The sequence below is a fragment of the Pseudaquabacterium pictum genome (genome assembly GCF_005403045.1).
Classification (GTDB): Bacteria; Pseudomonadota; Gammaproteobacteria; order Burkholderiales; family Burkholderiaceae_C; genus Pseudaquabacterium; species Pseudaquabacterium pictum.
Genome location: NZ_BJCL01000008.1, coordinates 158,872 through 175,097, shown reverse-complemented (window position 1 = coordinate 175,097; position 16,226 = coordinate 158,872). Strand labels below are relative to the sequence as shown.

At 69.6% G+C, this 16,226-nt stretch carries 15 protein-coding genes; 8 read left to right on the top strand and 7 right to left on the bottom strand.

Going from position 1 to position 16,226, the window contains the following annotated elements:
• Positions 1–12 precede the first annotated feature (12 nt).
• From puuE to FFT10_RS16400, 3 genes are read left to right on the top strand one after another with little or no spacing between them, the layout of a single operon-like run.
• Positions 13–981, top strand: coding sequence for an allantoinase PuuE (gene puuE, locus FFT10_RS16410; protein ID WP_137733920.1), 969 nt, complete (start codon positions 13–15; stop codon positions 979–981).
• An 8-nt stretch (positions 982–989) separates the two neighbouring features.
• Positions 990–2,762 (top strand): 2-oxo-4-hydroxy-4-carboxy-5-ureidoimidazoline decarboxylase, encoded by a 1,773-nt coding sequence (uraD, locus tag FFT10_RS16405; RefSeq protein ID WP_137733919.1) that lies wholly within the window; start codon positions 990–992, stop codon positions 2,760–2,762.
• Positions 2,759–3,988 (top strand): M20 family metallopeptidase, encoded by a 1,230-nt coding sequence (locus FFT10_RS16400; protein ID WP_137733918.1) that lies wholly within the window; start codon positions 2,759–2,761, stop codon positions 3,986–3,988. The genes uraD and FFT10_RS16400 overlap by 4 nt, the downstream gene beginning before the upstream one ends.
• Positions 3,989–3,991: 3 nt before the next feature.
• On the opposite strand, the gene FFT10_RS16395 is transcribed toward FFT10_RS16400, so the two are convergent.
• Complete coding sequence (locus FFT10_RS16395; protein WP_137733917.1) at positions 3,992–4,582, bottom strand: lysophospholipid acyltransferase family protein; 591 nt, start codon at positions 4,580–4,582, stop codon at positions 3,992–3,994.
• A gap of 100 nt (positions 4,583–4,682) precedes the next feature.
• Complete coding sequence (locus FFT10_RS16390) at positions 4,683–5,324, bottom strand: hypothetical protein (protein ID WP_137733916.1); 642 nt, start codon at positions 5,322–5,324, stop codon at positions 4,683–4,685.
• Between the two features lie 285 nt (positions 5,325–5,609).
• Between FFT10_RS16390 and FFT10_RS16385 the strand changes: the two genes are divergently transcribed.
• Genes FFT10_RS16385 through FFT10_RS16375 form a run of 3 tightly spaced genes read left to right on the top strand, consistent with a single transcriptional unit; the run spans position 5,610 to position 8,430 of the window.
• Positions 5,610–6,641: a TRAP transporter substrate-binding protein gene (locus tag FFT10_RS16385; protein WP_137733915.1), complete on the top strand. Its 1,032-nt coding sequence runs from the start codon at positions 5,610–5,612 to the stop codon at positions 6,639–6,641.
• Positions 6,638–7,141 carry a TRAP transporter small permease gene (locus FFT10_RS16380; protein WP_137733914.1) on the top strand — a complete coding sequence of 168 codons (504 nt, stop codon included), beginning with the start codon at positions 6,638–6,640 and terminating at the stop codon, positions 7,139–7,141. The genes FFT10_RS16385 and FFT10_RS16380 overlap by 4 nt, the downstream gene beginning before the upstream one ends.
• Positions 7,138–8,430: a TRAP transporter large permease gene (locus FFT10_RS16375; RefSeq protein WP_137733913.1), complete on the top strand. Its 1,293-nt coding sequence runs from the start codon at positions 7,138–7,140 to the stop codon at positions 8,428–8,430. Before FFT10_RS16380 ends, FFT10_RS16375 begins: the two co-directional genes overlap by 4 nt.
• On the opposite strand, the gene msrQ is transcribed toward FFT10_RS16375, so the two are convergent.
• The 5 genes from msrQ to FFT10_RS16350 form a co-directional block, all read right to left on the bottom strand.
• The gene (msrQ, locus tag FFT10_RS16370; protein ID WP_137733912.1) at positions 8,420–9,040 is read right to left on the bottom strand and encodes a protein-methionine-sulfoxide reductase heme-binding subunit MsrQ; all 621 of its coding nucleotides are present in this window, start codon (positions 9,038–9,040) and stop codon (positions 8,420–8,422) included. The genes FFT10_RS16375 and msrQ overlap by 11 nt on opposite strands.
• A 34-nt stretch (positions 9,041–9,074) precedes the next feature.
• Complete coding sequence (gene msrP, locus FFT10_RS16365) at positions 9,075–10,064, bottom strand: protein-methionine-sulfoxide reductase catalytic subunit MsrP (protein WP_137733911.1); 990 nt, start codon at positions 10,062–10,064, stop codon at positions 9,075–9,077.
• A gap of 81 nt (positions 10,065–10,145) precedes the next feature.
• Positions 10,146–11,540, bottom strand: a complete 1,395-nt coding sequence (ccsB, locus tag FFT10_RS16360; protein ID WP_137733910.1) for a c-type cytochrome biogenesis protein CcsB — start codon at positions 11,538–11,540, stop codon at positions 10,146–10,148.
• Positions 11,537–13,681, bottom strand: a complete 2,145-nt coding sequence (locus FFT10_RS16355) for a cytochrome c biogenesis protein ResB (RefSeq protein ID WP_137733909.1) — start codon at positions 13,679–13,681, stop codon at positions 11,537–11,539. The genes ccsB and FFT10_RS16355 overlap by 4 nt, the downstream gene beginning before the upstream one ends.
• Before the next feature lie 88 nt (positions 13,682–13,769).
• Positions 13,770–14,432 carry a c-type cytochrome gene (locus tag FFT10_RS16350; RefSeq protein WP_137733908.1) on the bottom strand — a complete coding sequence of 221 codons (663 nt, stop codon included), beginning with the start codon at positions 14,430–14,432 and terminating at the stop codon, positions 13,770–13,772.
• 116 nt (positions 14,433–14,548) lie between these two features.
• On the opposite strand from FFT10_RS16350, the gene yihA reads away from it, so the two are divergent.
• Together yihA and FFT10_RS16340 are read left to right on the top strand one after the other, a co-directional pair.
• The gene (gene yihA, locus FFT10_RS16345) at positions 14,549–15,268 is read left to right on the top strand and encodes a ribosome biogenesis GTP-binding protein YihA/YsxC (RefSeq protein WP_228027144.1); all 720 of its coding nucleotides are present in this window, start codon (positions 14,549–14,551) and stop codon (positions 15,266–15,268) included.
• A 36-nt stretch (positions 15,269–15,304) separates the two neighbouring features.
• Positions 15,305–16,225: an alpha/beta fold hydrolase gene (locus FFT10_RS16340; RefSeq protein WP_137733906.1), complete on the top strand. Its 921-nt coding sequence runs from the start codon at positions 15,305–15,307 to the stop codon at positions 16,223–16,225.
• Position 16,226: the final 1 nt, after the last annotated feature.

The following is a 16,226-nucleotide window of genomic DNA, read 5'->3' as shown; positions in this document are numbered from 1 at the left end:
GGACCCCTGCCGATGACCACCCTGTTCCGCTCCGGCCCCCAGTACCCGCGTGACCTGAAGGGCCACGGCCGCGACATGCCGCAGGCGCAGTGGCCGAAGCAGGCTCGGGTGGCGCTGAACTTCGTGCTGAACTACGAAGAGGGTGGCGAGAACAACGTGCTGCATGGCGACCCCGGCAGCGAGCAGTTCCTGTCGGAGATGTTCAACCCGCCGGCCTACCCGATGCGGCACCTGTCGATGGAGTCGATCTACGAGTACGGCTCGCGGGCCGGCGTGTGGCGCATCCTGCGGGAGTTCGAGCGCCGGCAGATGCCGCTGACGGTGTTCGCCGTCTCGATGGCACTGCAGCGCCATCTGGAGCTGGCCGAGGCTTTCATGGAGCTGGGCCACGAGATCGCCTGCCACGGCTGGCGCTGGGTGAACTACCAGCAGATCAACGAGGTGGTCGAGCGCGAGCATGTGCGCATCGGCACCGACATCTTGAAGCAGATCACCGGCGGCGCCTGGCCGCTGGGCTGGTACACCGGCCGCGACAGCCCGGCCACCCGGCGCCTGGTGGCCGACCAGGGCGGGTTCGAATACGACAGTGACTACTACGGCGACGACCTGCCGTTCTGGCTGAACGTCAAGACCACCAGCGGCAACCTGCTGCCGCAGCTGGTGGTGCCCTACACGATGGACTGCAACGACATGCGCTTCGGCCTGCCGCAGGGCTTCAGCCAGGGCGACGAGTTCTTCGAGTACCTGCGCGACAGCTTCGACGTGCTGTATGCCGAGGGCGCCGATTGCCCGAAGATGATGAGCATCGGCATGCACTGCCGCATCCTGGGCCGGCCAGGGCGGCTGCGCGGGCTGCAGCGCTTCCTCGACCATGTCGAGAAGCACGACAAGGTCTGGGTCACCCGCCGCATCGACATCGCCCGCCACTGGAAGCACGTGCATCCCTTCAACGCCGAGACCGCCTTCATCTGGACCTCCTGAAAGCCGCCATGCCCACCCTTGACCAGCTCAACGCGGCCACGCCGGCGGAGTTCACCGCCCTGCTCGACGGCACCTACGAGCATTCACCCTGGATCGCCGAGCGCGCCGCCGCCGCGCGGCCGTTCGCCACCCTCAGCGCGCTGAAGCAGGCGCTGGTGCAAGTGGTGCAGGACGCCGGGCCCGAGGCCCAGCTGGCGCTGATCCGCAGCCACCCCGAGCTGGCCGGCAAGGCCATGGTCAGCAAGACGCTGACGGCCGAAAGCACCAACGAACAGGGCAAGGCCGGCCTGACCGACTGCACGCCGGAGGAATTCGCCCGCATCCAGCAGTTGAACGCGGCCTACAACGCCCGCTTCGGCTTCCCGTTCATGCTGGCGGTGCGCGGGCCGCGCGGCACCGGCCTGGGCAAGCGGCAGATCATCGACACCTTCGCCCGCCGGCTGGGCAACCCCGTCGACTTCGAGCGTGACGAGGCGCTGCGCAACATCCACCGCGTGGCCGAGATCCGGCTGGCCGACAAGTTCGGCAGCCAGCCCGAGCTGGGCAACCTGGTGTGGGACTGGGCCGAGGAACTGGCCGCCCACAGCGACCCCGGCTTCAAGGAGCAGGGCCAGCTGACGGTGACCTACCTGACCGAGGCCCACCTCACCGTGGCCCGCCGGCTGCAGTGGTGGATGAAGGAGGCCGGCTTCGACGAGGTGCACATCGACGCGGTCGGCAACGTGGTCGGCGTCTACCACGGGGCCGATTCCGCGGCCCGGCGCCTGATGACCGGCAGCCACTACGACACCGTGCGCAACGGCGGCAAGTACGACGGGCGCCTGGGCATCCTGGTGCCGATGGCCTGTGTGCGTGAACTGGCCCGCCAGGGGCGACGCCTGCCCTTCGGCATCGAGGTGGTGGGCTTCTCGGAAGAAGAGGGCCAGCGCTACAAGGCCACCTTCCTCGGCTCGGGTGCGCTGGTCGGGCAGTTCAACCCGGCCTGGCTGGACCAGGAGGATGCCGACGGCGTGACGATGCGCGCCGCCATGCAGGCCGCTGGCCTGCCGGGCACGATGGCCGCCATCACCGCGCTGCAGCGCGATCCGGCGCGCTACCTCGGCTTCGTCGAGGTGCACATCGAGCAGGGCCCGGTGCTGAACGCCCGCACCCTGCCGCTGGGCATCGTCACCAGCATCAACGGCAGCGTGCGTTGCTTGGGCGAGATCACCGGCATGGCCAGCCACGCCGGCACCACGCCGATGGGCCAGCGGCGTGATGCCGTGCCGGCGCTGGCCGAGCTGGCGCTGTTCCTGGAGCAGCGCGCCGCCAGCGTGCCCGATGTGGTGGGCACCATCGGCCAGCTGCAGGTGCCGGCCGGGTCGATCAACGTGGTGCCGGGCCGGGTGCTGTTCAGCCTGGACATGCGCGCCACCACCGACGCTGCCCGCGACGCCCTGGTGGCCGATGTGCGGGCCGAACTGGCCGCCATCTGCCAGCGCCGCGGCCTGGCCTTCCAACTGGAGGAAACGCTGCGCGCCGCCGCCGCGCCCAGTGATCCGGCCTGGCAGGCGCGCTGGGAGGCGGCCGTCAGCGCCCTGGGCCTGCCGGTCCTGCGCATGCCCAGCGGCGCCGGCCATGACGCGATGAAGCTGCATGAAGTGATGCCGCAGGCCATGCTGTTCGTGCGGGGCGAGAACAGCGGCATCAGCCACAACCCGCTGGAATCCAGCACCAACCACGACATCGATCTCAGCGTGCAGGCCTTCCTGCACCTTCTGGACCAGCTCTGCACACCATGACCAACGCCCACCAACAACTCGACGCCTGGATCGACGCCCATTTCGACGAGGAGGTGCGCTTCCTGCAGGCCCTGGTGCAGGTGCCCACCGACACCCCGCCCGGCAACAACGCGCCCCATGCCGAGCGCACCGCCGCACTGCTGGCCGACATGGGCTACACCGCCGAGCAGCACCCGGTGCCGGCGGCCGACGTGCAGGCCTACGGCATGCAGTCGATCACCAACCTGGTCGTGCGGCGGCGCTTCGGCGCCGGCGGCCCGGTGATCGGCCTGAATGCCCACGGCGACGTGGTGCCGCCCGGCGAGGGCTGGTCACAGGACCCGTACGGCGGCGCGGCGGTCGACGGCAAGCTCTACGGCCGCGCCTCGGCCGTCAGCAAGAGCGATTTCGCCAGCTACACCTTCGCGCTCCGGGCACTCGAATCGCTGGGCGCCGAGCTGAAGGGCGGCGTCGAGCTGCTCTTCACCTACGACGAGGAATTCGGCGGTGAACTGGGCCCCGGCTGGCTGCTGCAGAAGGGGCTGACGAAGCCCGACTACCTGCTGGCCGCCGGCTTCAGCTACCAGGTGGTCACCGCCCACAACGGCTGCCTGCAGATGGCCGTCACCGTGCACGGCAAGATGGCCCATGCCGCCATCCCCGACACCGGCGTCGATGCGCTGCAGGGCGCGGTGGCGATCCTGAATGCGCTGTACGCTCAGAACGCCCGCTACAAGACCATCACCTCGCAGGTGGCGGGCATCACCCACCCCTACCTGAACGTCGGCCGCATCGAGGGTGGCACCAACACCAACGTGGTGCCCGGCAAGGTCGTGTTCAAGCTCGACCGCCGCATGATCCCGGAGGAGAACCCCGCCGAGGTGGAAGCCGAGGTGCGCCGGGTGATTGCCGAGGCCGCCGCCGGCCTGCCCGGCATCACGGTCGAGATCCAGCGCCTGCTGTTGGCCGACAGCCTGAAGGCCAATCCGGCCAATGCGCCGCTGGTGAACGCCTTGCAGAAGCATGGCGAGGCGGTGTTCGGCGAGCCCATTCCCACCTCGGGCACGCCGCTGTACACCGATGTGCGCTTGTTCGGCGCCCACGGCATCCCGGCGGCCATCTACGGCGCCGGGCCGCGCACCGTGCTGGAGAGCAACGCCAAGCGGGCCGATGAGCACCTGGTGCTGGATGACTTGCGCCGCGCCACCAAGGTGGTGGCCCGCACCCTGCTCGACCTGCTCAGCTGACCGTCAATCGGTCGAGAACTGCCGCCAGTTCTTGCCCTTGTACTGGCTGTAGTACGCCTTGATCTGCAGCATGTCGGCGGCGATGTCGCCGGTGGGCGTGAACACCGGCCCCAGGCCGCTGAGCTTGCGCGGGTAGTCCATGTAGGCCAGCACGATCGGCACGCCCGCCTCGTGGGCGATCCAGTAGAAGCCGGTCTTCCAGTGCCGCGTCTGGCTGCGTGTGCCCTCGGGCGGCACCACCAGGTGCACCGAGCCTTCGGCCTCGCGCAGCGCCTGGGCCGAGGCGGCCACCAGGTTGGTCGACTGGGCGCGGTCCACCGCGATGCCGCCCAGCCAGCGCATCAGAGCGCCGAAGGGCCAGCGGAAGATCTGCCGCTTGCCCATCCAGTGGATGTTCAGGCGCAGCGCAAACGCCACCAACAGGGTGTAGGGCAGGTCCCAGTTGCTGGTGTGCGGCGCGGCGATCAACACGCACTTGGGGTGGCCGGCCGGCGCCTGGCCGTCCAGTGTCCAGCCCGTGGCCCGCAGGAAGGCGGTGGACAGGACACGCAGCACGGTGTTGACACCGGGCGTGGTGAAGATGGTGCGTTGCATGGGATTCGTCGGGCGTCTGTGCGGCAGACCACCCGCGCACGCACCGGCATTGTGCGGCAGCCGGCATGCCGCCCCGGCAGGGCGGCATGCCAGATTTGACTCACATCAGGGCGCCGGGTGCCGTCAGCGGTGCCGCGTCCAGTGCCGGGCCGGCGCGCAGCGGGTCGTCGGCCGGCAGATCGGCCTGGCCCATGCCCATCAGCACCAGGGCGCGCTGCTGCAGCAGCACCGAGTCGTCGTGGTCGCCGCAGCGGTCGAGCACATCGCTGGCGCGCAGCAGCAGGCGGATCTCCCAGTTCGGGTCGGTCGCCAGGTCGGCCAGGCGGGCGGCCTCGAAGGCATGGTCACGGGCGCGGTCGCGGGCGGCGCGGCAGCGGGCTGGCTCGCCGTGGGCATCGGCCAGGTCGGCGGCGTTGGTCGCCACCTCGGCCCAGGCGCAGTGCAGGTCGGCGGCCAGGTCATGCCCGCCCATCTGCAGCGCCCAGTGCAGCGCCTGGGCCAGGTGGCTCTCGGCCGGGCCGTAGGCATGCAGGCCGGCCAGGGCGCGTGCGGCCTCGGTCAGTGCCTGGCACATGGCCGGTGCGCGGTGGTTGCCTTCGACCAGCTCGGCTTCGCTGAGCTGGTGCATGGCCTGGCGCAGCGCGTCGCGGGCCGCGCCATCGCCCAGCGCCGTGCCGTCGGCCGACAGGCCCACGGGGTGGTGGTGCAGGGTGGAGCTGGACTGCAGCGGCGCGGTGTTCATGGCGGTCACCCGAGGTGGTTTCGAGCCATCGTAGGGCGCTGCCCGCCGCCCGCAGCCCCCCGAGCCGCGGGGTCGGGCGGCCGGTCCCCCACGGGCATGGGGTGGACGGGTTGGCGGTTCGTGGAACAGCGCACACCCGGTCCCGGCTTGTGGCCGTGGCGCGCCTGCGACACTCCGGCTGCGGGGCGCGTTTTCTGCAATGTCGCCTGTCAGGTGACTGCGGCAGGATGCGCCCCGTTGCCGGGGCCGATCGGGCGCCGGCCCGCCCATCTTCTGGAGATCCACATGGCCTTGTCCCCCCGCGCCAGCCTGCTGGCCACCGCCGTTGCCGCCCTGGGTGCCCTCTCGTCGCTGCCGGTGGCCGCGCAGACGGTGCTGACGCTGTCGTCCTGGGTGCCGCCCGCCCACACCCTGACCACCGGCCAGATCGAATGGTGCGAGATGCTGGCCCAGAAGGCCGCCGGCAAGATCAAGTGCAATGCGCTGCCGCGCGCGGTGACGGCCGCGCCCGGCACCTTCGACGCGGTGCGCAACGGCCTGGCCGATCTGTCGTTCACCGTGCATGGCTACACGCCGGGCCGCTTCGTGATGCCGCAGATGGTCGAGTTCCCGTTCATGGGCGATTCGGCCGAGGTCACCTCGGTGGCCTTCCAGCGCATGTATGCCAAGTACCCGGCCTTTGCCGAGGAGCACAAGGGCGTGAAGGTGCTGGCGGTGTTCACCCACGGCCCCGGCATCATCTTCAACACCAAGAAGCCGATCACCAAGGCCGACGACGTCACCGGCATGAAGTTCCGCGTGGGCGGCGGCATGGTCAACGAGATCAGCAAGGCCATGGGCATGAACGTCACGCTCAAGCCCGCGCCCGAGAGCTACGAGCTGCTGTCCACCGGCGTGATGGACGGCACGCTGTTCCCGGCCGAGTCGGTCGAGGGCTTCAAGATCGACAAGGTGATCAAGCACGCCACCACCTTCCCCGGCGGCCTGTACAACACCAGCTTCGTCTTCATGATGAACCAGGCCAAGTACGACAGCCTGCCGCCGGACGTGAAGAAGATCGTCGACGAGATGTCCGGCGAATTCGCCGCCCGCATGCTGGGCCGTGGCTGGGACAAGGTCGACCGCCGCGGCATGGCCTTCATGCAGGCCGCCGGCGTGCAGTTCACCAAGGCCGACGCCGCCTTCGTCGGTGCCGTCAAGACCAAGACCGCCGGCCTGGAAGACACCTGGATCAAGGCCGCCGAGGCCAAGGGCCTGAAGAACGCCAAGCAGGTGCTGGCCGACTACCGCGCTGAAATCGCCAAGCTGCAGAAGTGAAGCGCCTGCTCGATGCGCTCTGCGGCCTGCTGGCCGGGGTGGCGCTGTTCGCCATCATGGCGCTGACCCTGGTGGACGTGCTGGGCCGCAAGCTGCTCAACCACTCCATCACCGGCTCGCTGGAGCTCACCGAGATCCTGATGGTGGTGGTGATCTTCGCGGCGCTGCCGCTGGTTTCGCTGCATGGCGAGCATGTGGTGTTCGATTCGCTCGACCACCTGATGCCGCCCTGGCTGCACCGGCTGCAGCAGGCGGTGGTCGACCTGGGCTGTGCCGCCGCCCTGGGCGGCCTGGCCTGGCTGATGTGGGAGAAGGCAGCGCAGATGGCCAGCTACGGCGACACCACCGCCCAGTTGCAGCTGCCGATGGGGCCGTTCGTGCAACTCATGGCGGTGCTGTGCGGCCTGACCGCGCTGGTGCACCTGCTGCTGATGCTGCAGCCCACCAGCCACCACCACATCGGGGTGGATGACGACGTGCCGGCCGGGGGGGCCACATGACCGCCGCCTTGCTGGGCTTCGGCGCTGTCTTCCTGCTGGCGCTGCTGAGGGTGCCGCTGGCCTTCGCGATGGGCTTCGTCGGCTTCGTCGCGCTGGGGCTGATGCGCGGCTGGGGGCCGACCGCCGCCTCGGCGGCCCAGGTGGTCTACGACACCGGCTTCGCCTACACCCTGAGCGTGGTGCCGCTGTTCATCCTGATGGGCAACTTCGTGGCCAAGGCCGGGCTGGCCCATGAGCTGTTCCGCGCCGCCTATGCGTTCATCGGCCATGTGCGCGGCGGCCTGGCCCATGCCACGGTGCTGGCCTGTGCCGGCTTCGGCGCCATCTGCGGCTCGTCCATCGCCACCGCGGCCACGATGAGCAAGGTGGCCTACCCGTCGATGAAGAAGCTGGGCTACAGCGACTACCTGTCCACCGGCGTCATCGCCGCCGGCGGCACGCTGGGCATCATGATCCCGCCGTCGACCATCATGGTCATCTACGGCATCGTCACCGAGACCAACATCGGCAAGCTGTTCGCCGCCGGCGTGATCCCCGGCTTGATGACCGCCGCCTTCCTGATGGCCGGCGTCAGCTGGATCACCTGGCGCGACCCGCAGGCCGGCCCGGCCGGCGAGCGCAGCACCTGGCCGCAGCGCTGGGCGGCGCTGCGCGGCATCTGGGGCGTGCTGGTGCTGGTGATCGTGGTGCTGGGCGGCATCTACGGCGGCGTGTTCACCGCCACCGAGGGCGCCGGCATCGGCGCGGCCGGCGCGTTCTTCTTTGCGCTGGCACGTGGTGCGCTGCCGCCCAAGGTGCTGCTGCAGGTGCTGGTGGAGAGCGCGCGCACCACGGCGATGCTGTTCACCATCCTGATCGCCGCGATGATGTTCAGCAATTTCATCAACTTCACCAGCATGCCGGGCGACCTGCGCGACTGGATCACCCACATGGGCCTGTCGCCGGTGATGGTGGTGGGCGCGATGATGCTGATCTACGTGCTGCTGGGCACGATCATGGAAGAGCTGTCGATGGTGCTGCTGACCATCCCGGTGTTCTTCCCCATCGTCACCGCGCTGGGCTTCGACCCGGTGTGGTTCGGCGTGCTGATCGTCTTCGTGGTGCAGATCGGCCTGATCTCGCCGCCGGTGGGCATGAACCTGTTCGTGCTGAACGCGCTGCTCGACGACGTCTCGCTCAAGCAGATCTTCCGCGGCGTGTGGCTGTTCGTGCTGATGCTGATCGGCGCGATGCTGCTGGTGCTGGAATGGCCGCAGCTGGCACTGTGGCTGCCGGGCTTCATGAAGTGAGGCGCACGCCGGAGTGCCGCTGCAGTCGGCGGCGCAGCCGCCAACCCAGCAGCACGGCCATGACCACGGCGTAGACCGCCCACTCGCCGAAGTCGTTCTTGCCGGCGCGCATCCAGAAGAAGTGCAGCAGCCCCAGCAGCGCGGTGGCATACACCGCCTGGTGCAGCCGCTTCCAGCGCGCCGCGCCCAGCGCCTTGATCGCCCGGTTGAACGAGGTGGCGGACAGCGGCACCATCAGCAGCAGGGCCAGCGTGCCGACCAGGATGAACGGCCGCTTGGGGATGTCGGCCACGATGGCCGGCACATCCAGCCCCATGTCGAGCCAGGCGTAGCAGAGAAAGTGAAGCACGCCGTAGAAGAAGGCGACGTTGCCCAGCATGCGGCGCATGCGGGCCAGGCCAGTGAGGCCGAAGGCCTCGCGCAGCGGGGTGACGGCCAGGGTGATGCACAGGAAGCGCAGCACCCAGTCGCCGGTGCCGCGGATCAGCGCCTCGGCCGGGTTGGCACCCAGGGTGTTGGCCACCGCGCCCCACAGCAACTGGGCGAACGGCAGCAGGGCCAGTGCCAGCAGCAGCGGCTTGGCCGCCGGATGGAGCAGCAGCTTGTTCATCGGGTGGTCGGCGGCCGCGGCGGCCGCCAGGTGGTCAGTAGTTCTTGACCAGGTCCAGGCCGGCGTACAACTGGCCGACCTGCGACTCGTAGCCGTTGAACATCAGCGTGGGCCGCTTCTTGGCGAAGATGCCGTCCTCGCCCAGCCGGCGCTCGGTGGCCTGGCTCCAGCGCGGGTGGTCGACCTTGGGATTCACGTTGCTGTAGAAGCCGTATTCCTGCGGCGCGGCCTTCAGCCAGGCGGTCTTGGGCTGCTGCTCGGTGAAGCGGATCTTCACGATGCTCTTGCCGCTCTTGAAGCCGTACTTCCAGGGCACGGCCAGGCGCAGCGGCGCGCCGTTCTGGTTGGGCAGCACCTCGCCGTACAGGCCGAACACCAGCATGGTCAGCGGGTGCATGGCCTCGTCCAGCCGCAGGCCTTCCACATAGGGCCATTCCAGCACCCGGCTGCCGACAAACGGCATGGTCTTGGGGTCTGCCAGGGTGTGGAACTCGACGAACTTGGCGTTGCCGGTGGGTTCCACCTGCTTGATCAGCTCGGCCAGCGACCAGCCCACCCAGGGCACCACCATCGACCAGCCCTCGACGCAGCGCAGGCGGTAGATGCGCTCTTCCATCGGCGCCAGCTTCAGCAGGTCGTCGATGCCGTAGGTGCGGGGCTTGGCCACCGCGCCCTCGACCACCACCGTCCACGGCCGCGTCTTCAGCGTGTGGGCGTTGCGGGCCGGGTCTGCCTTGTCGGTGCCGAATTCGTAGAAGTTGTTGTAGGTGGTGCTCAGCGCCTTGGGCGTGATGGCATCCATCACGTTGGCGCCCACCACCGCGCTCTTGCCCCCCGGCAGCGGCGCGCCCTTGGGGGCGGCGGCCTGGGCCAGGGCCTCGCGGCCGGCCCAGCCGGCCAGGCCGGCGCCCAGTGCGCCGGCCGACAGGCGCTGCAGCCAGGCACGGCGGCCTTCGTAGACGGCGCGCGGGGTGATCTCGGACGGGATGCCGTGGTCGAAGCCGCGGTCAGGGCGGAAGTGCATGGGGATCTCCAGGATGCTGCCGGTTGGTCGGCCGCCAGCCCCGGACCTTACGCGCCGGCCCGCGGACCGGATGCCGCAGGGTCAAAGCTCGCCGTAGCTGTGCAGGCCCGACAGGAACATGTTCACGCCCAGGAAGGCAAAGGTGGTGATCACCAGCCCGCCCAGCGCCCACCAGGCCGACACCGCGCCGCGCAGGCCCTTCATCAGGCGCATGTGCAGCCAGGCGGCGTAGTTCAGCCAGACGATCAGCGCCCAGGTCTCCTTCGGGTCCCAGCTCCAGTAGCCGCCCCAGGCCTCGGCGGCCCAGAAGGCGCCCAGGATGGTGGCGATGGTGAAGAAGGCGAAGCCCACCGCGATGGACTTGTACATCACGTCATCCAGCACCTCGGGGGAGGGCAGCCGGGCCGCCAGGCGGCGGCGGCCGAGGATGATGGTGCCGACGATCAGCACGCTGACGCCGAAATACATGGCCCAGTAGCCGGCCGAGGTGCTGAGCTTGGCGGCGCGGAAGACCAGCGGCTCGAAGCACAGCACCAGCCCCAGCAGGAACAGCGGCGCCAGCTTCCACCAGCGGGTTTCCTCGGCCTGGCGCTGGATCAGGAAGGCGAACGCCACCATCGCCGCCAGCGCGAACGTGCCGTAGCCGATGAAGTTGGCCGGCACATGCAGCTTCATCCACCAGCTCTGCAATGCGGGCACCAAGGGCTGGATCTGCGCCGCATCCCGTGCCACGGTGTACCAGACCAGGAAGCCCACCGCCGCGGTGACGATCAGCATCACGAAGCCGCCCAGCGCCTTGGTGCGGTAGTGCTGCTCGAAGTACAGGTAGAACAGCGCCGTCATCCAGCAGAACATGATGAACACCTCGTAGAGGTTGCTCACCGGGATGTGGCCGATGTCGGGGGCGATCTGGTGGCTCTCGAACCAGCGCACCAGGGTGCCCACCAGGGCCATCACGACGCCGGCCCAGGCCAGGCGCGAACCCAGCACCAGGGCGGTGTTGTCGCGGCCGGTGTTGTGGGCGCCGGCCGGGCCGCTGCCCACCTTGGACAGCATGCCGATCCAGTAGAACACCGTGCTCATGCAGAACAGCACGGCCATCCACAGGATCGCGCTCTGGCTGCTGATGAAGTACTTCAGCAGGAACACCGACTCGCCCTTGGCCAGGTCGGCGCCGAAGCCGTCGGTCTGGCGGTTGTACAGGGCGATGGCCAGCAGCGTGGCCGCACCCACACCCAGGCTCAGACCGCGCAGCGGCCCCCAGAACCAGCCCAGCGCCACCAGCGCCGGCACGCTGCCCAGCAGGATGGCCTGCTCGTAGCCGTCCATCGACGCGTTGTAGCGCTGGAACGCATAGCCCGCGCCCAACACCACCAGCAGGGCGAACAGCCAGTCGTAGGCGCTGCGCCGTGCCAGGCTGCCGGCCAGGCCAGGCCGGCCCAGGGTCAGGGTCTTGGGAGCGGTGGTGGTGTTCATGCGGGATTGTCCTTCGGGGGCGTGGCCAGCAACGCAGTGCGCAGCTGGCTGAATTCGGCGTCCACGTCCAGCGTGCGGCGGGTGGTGGACAAGGCGGCCTGCAGTTTGGTTCCGCCGCCATCGGCCGGGGCCAGCCACACCCACAGCCGGCGCTCACGGATGTAGAGCATGGCGAACACGCCGATGATCAGCAGCACCGCGCCCAGGTAGACCAGGTTCTTGCCCGGCGCGCGCGCCATCTGGAACACGCTGGCCTGCACCTGCTCGAAGCCGGCCAGCTGGATCATCACCGGTGCCGGGTAGAACGCGGCGTCCGACAGCGACAGCACGGCCTGCGTCATGAAGCGGCTGGTGGCTTCGTCGGCCTTCATCGGCGGCTGGCCGGCGGCTTCACGGGCCAGCTGGGCCAGCTCGAACAGGCTGCCGTTGAGGATGCGCAGCAGCACTTCCGAGATGCGGGTGCGGTCGGCCTCGGGCACGCTGCCCTCGACGAAATCCGACAGCGCCTGCAGACCGCCGGATTCGGCCGCTGGCGTGCCGGCGGCGGTCTTGGGGATCTCGGCGCCGGCAAACAGGCCCAGTGCCCGGCTGGCGGTCACGCGCAGCTGCTCGGCCATCTCGGGCTTGTCGGCGGGGGTCGACTGCGCGGCATAGCGGCGCACCGCCTTGTCGCGCAACACCGGGTCCTTCAGCGCCTGGTGCAGGCGGTACCAGGTGTCGATGCTGCCGTTGTCGTCCACCGGGATGCGCAGGTAGCGGAAGGCCTCGCTGGCGCTTTCGCGCACGCCGGCCAGCAGCACGCGCTGGCCGTCCAGTTCCACCGGCACCATGTAGTTGTTGTACTCGCGCGCCTGGCCGGCGGCATCGCGCAGCTTGTAGCTGATCGACGGGCCCACGTTCCGCAGCACCTTGTCGCCGGGCTTGGAGCCCGAGCCCAGGTGCTTGTTCAGCGAGCTGGTGAGGTCGACCTTGCGCACGTCGGCACCGCTGGTGTCGGCCGCACCGGCACCACCCATGTTCTCGACGTTGATCACCCGCAGGCCGGTGAACTCGAGCGTGAGCTTGTGCTGGTCGTTGTCGGTGCGCAGCTCGGTGCTGCCGCCCACCGTGCCCTCGATGTTGAAGGGCTGGCCGCCGGCGGCCATCGGCAGGGCACGCACCTGCAGCTTGCTGCCGCCGTCGTCGAAGCTGCTCTGGTAGATGGCGATGCCGCGGTGGAAGGCCGGCTCGTTGACCTTCACCGTGGCCTCGGTCTTGGCGCCGGTGGCATGGTCATGGATGATGATCTGGCTGGCGAACAGCTTGGGCATGCCGGTGTCGTAGTAGTCGACGATGAACTTCTTCAGTTCCACGTCGAACGGCAGCTCCTGCAGCACCACGCCATCGTTCACGTTCAGGATGGCGACGCCGGCGCGGCCGCCCTCGGGCACCAGCAGGTTGCCGCGGAAGGTGGGGTTGCTGGTGCTCAGCCGGTGCTCGGCGGGCACGTCGCTGATCAGGCCGCCGCCCATGAACGGCGTCTTGCCCAGCAGCGCCATCTGCGCGCGCACCACCAGGTCGCCGTCGAACAGGCCGCCCAGGCAGATGAGCACGATGGACGAGTGCGCCGCCAGGTAGCCGATCTTGTTGGCCATGCCCTTGCGGGCGGCCACCATGGTGCCGTGGCCGCGCACCTGGGCGCGGGCCTGCCAGCCCTGGCTGATCAGCAGCTGGTTCACCCGCTCCAGGGTGGCCTCGGGCGTGGTGGCCAGCGTGCCCTCGGCCTTGTGGTGGAAGGACTTCAGCGCCTGCTCGCGCACGCCTTCCTTGTAGCTGCGCAGCTCGGCCAGGATCTTGGGCGTGTTGCGCGCGATGCACAGGCTGGTGCTGGTGACCAGGAAGGCCAGGATCAGCAGGAACCACCAGGCGCTGTAGACGGTGTACAGCCCGACATGGCCGAACACCTCTGCCCAGAACGGACCGAACTGGTTGACGTAGTTGTTGTACGGCTCGTTCTGCTTGACGACCGTGCCGATGACCGATGCGATGCAGATCAGCGTCAGCAGCGAGATCGCGAACCGCATCGACGACAGCAGTTCAACCGCGTCGCGCAGGGTGCGCGAGCCGGTGCGGGGCGCAATGCCAGAGGTGGACAAGGTCATGAGGCGCCGATTATCCAGGCGCCAGCACCGCGCCATGCAAAAGGCCGGTCAGTGACCGGCCCTTCAGCAGGTGTTCAGGAAGCAGCGGTCAGCGCAGGCCGGCGATGTAGTCGCTGACAGCCTTGATCTCCTTGTCGCTCATGCGCGCGGCGATCGCCATCATCTGGGCCGAATTGCCACGGGCGCCGGAGCGGAACGCCACCAGCTGGGCCTCGGTGTACTCGGCATGCTGGCCGCCCATGCGCGGGTACTGGGCCGGCATGCCGGCGCCGCTGGGGGCGTGGCAGCCGGCGCAGGCGGGCACCTGCTTGCCGGGGATGCCGCCGCGGTAGATCTTCTCGCCCAGGGCCACGGTGTCCTTGTTGCGGGCGGCGCCGGTCACCGGCTTCTTGCTGTTGTAGAACGCGGCGATGTTGGCCATGTCCTCGGGCGTCAGGGCGGCGGCCATGCCGGCCATGATGGCGTTGGCCCGCTTGCCCGACTTGAATTCGGTCAGCTGCTTGACGATGTACTCGGCATGCTGCGCCTGCAGGATGGGGTTGGCCGGCAGGCCGCGGGTGCCATCGGCGGTGTGGCAGGCCATGCAGGCGGCGGCCTTCTCCTGGCCCTTGGCCAGATCGACCTTGGGCGGCGCTGCCGCACCAGCAGCGGCCGCGGGCAGGGCGCAGGCCGCGGTGAGTGCCACGGCGGCTGCGGCCGTTGCAGCATGGGCGGCCAGGGTGTGCAGCGACTTCACGAGCAGCGACTTCATGTCGAGGAACCTTGAATGGGGTAAACCCGTCGATTTTACAATGCTCCATGAACCCCAATGCTGACGCCCGGAGATCCGGCGCCCAACCCGCGACAACGAGCGCCACGGACCCCGCCATGCGCGAGGCCCTGTCCTGGACCCAGAGCGCGCGCTTTCTCACCACCGCCAGCCTGCTGACGCAGCTGCCGCCACCCGGCCTGCCCGAGGTGGCCTTCGTCGGCCGCAGCAATGCCGGCAAGTCCACCGCGATCAACACCCTGGCCCAGCACCGGCGCCTGGCCTTCGCCTCCAAGACGCCCGGCCGCACCCAGCACATCAACCTGTTCGAACTGGGCCCGGCCGATGCGCCGGATGCCCGTTGGGCCGACCTGCCTGGCTACGGCTATGCCGCCGTGGCGCGCGGTGCCAAGCTGCGCTGGCAGCAGGTGATGGCCGACTACCTGGCCCACCGCCATGCGCTGGCCGGCATCGTGATGCTGGTCGACAGCCGCCACGGCTTCACGCCGCTGGACCGGCAGCTGCTGGACTTCGTCTCGCAGCGGGTGGGCAGCGGCGAGGTGAAGCTGCTGGTGCTGCTGACCAAGGCCGACAAGCTCAGCCGCAACGAGGCCGCCAAGGCCCTGGCGGCGGCGCAGAAGGTGCTGGGCGACCTGGCCACCGACCATGCCGACATCAGCATGGTGCTGTTCTCGGCGCTGTCGCGCCAGGGCCTGGGCGATGCGGCCCTGGTGCTGCGGCAGTGGCAGGCGCCGACGGCCGCCGCGGATGCCTCCGGTGGTGCAGGCGATGCACCCGATGCCGCCGACGGCGCCACGCCGCCACTGTCACCGCCTTGACGCCGGGGGCCGCGCCAGTCCCCGCACACTGCGGGCATGACGACCCTCTCCCTGTTCGACCAGCCGGTGGCCCCGGGCATCACGCTGGCCTGCCGTGCCGCCGGGCCGGTGGACGCGCCGCGCCGCGCGCTGTTCCTGCATGGCTTCCCCGAGGCCGCCTTCGCCTGGGATGCGGTGATGCTGGCGCTGACCGAAGCCGACCCGAGCCTGCGCTGCGTGGCGCCCAACCAGCGCGGCTATGCCGGCAGCAGCGCGCCGGCCGATGTCTCCGCCTACCGTGCCAAGCACCTGGTGGGCGACATCGCCGCGCTGATGGACGTGGTGGCCGGGCCCGGCGCGCCGATCGACCTGCTGGTCGCCCATGACTGGGGCGGCGGCGTGGCCTGGAACTTCGCCGCGCTGCTGCCGCAGCGGGTGCGCCAGCTGGTGATCATCAATTCGCCGCACCCCGGCGCCATGCTGCGCGAGCTGCGCCACAGCGAGGCCCAGCGCGCGGCCAGCCAGTACATGACCATGCTGGTGCAGCCCGATGCCGCCCAGCGCCTGGCAGCCGACGACTTTGCCGCTCTGTTCGCCAAGCTCGACGGCCTGGGCGGCGCGGCATCACCGGCCTGGCTGACGCCGGCGGTGCGGGCGCAGTACCGCGATGTCTGGGCGCGCGGGCTCGACGGCGCGCTGAACTGGTACCGCGCCTCGCCGTTGCGGCCACCGCGCAGTGCCGACGATCCGGCGCTGGCCGCCGTGGTGCTGCCGGATTCGGTGGTCAACGTGCGGGTGCCCACCACCGTGCTGTGGGGCCTGGCCGACCGGGCGCTGTGCCCGGGCCTGCTCGACGGCCTGGACGCCTGGGTGCCGGGCGTGCAGATCCACCGCCACCCGGAGGCCAGCCACTGGATCGTGCACGAGCAGCCCGACTGGGTGATCGGCCACCTGCGGCAGGTGCTGGCGCGGGTCTGAA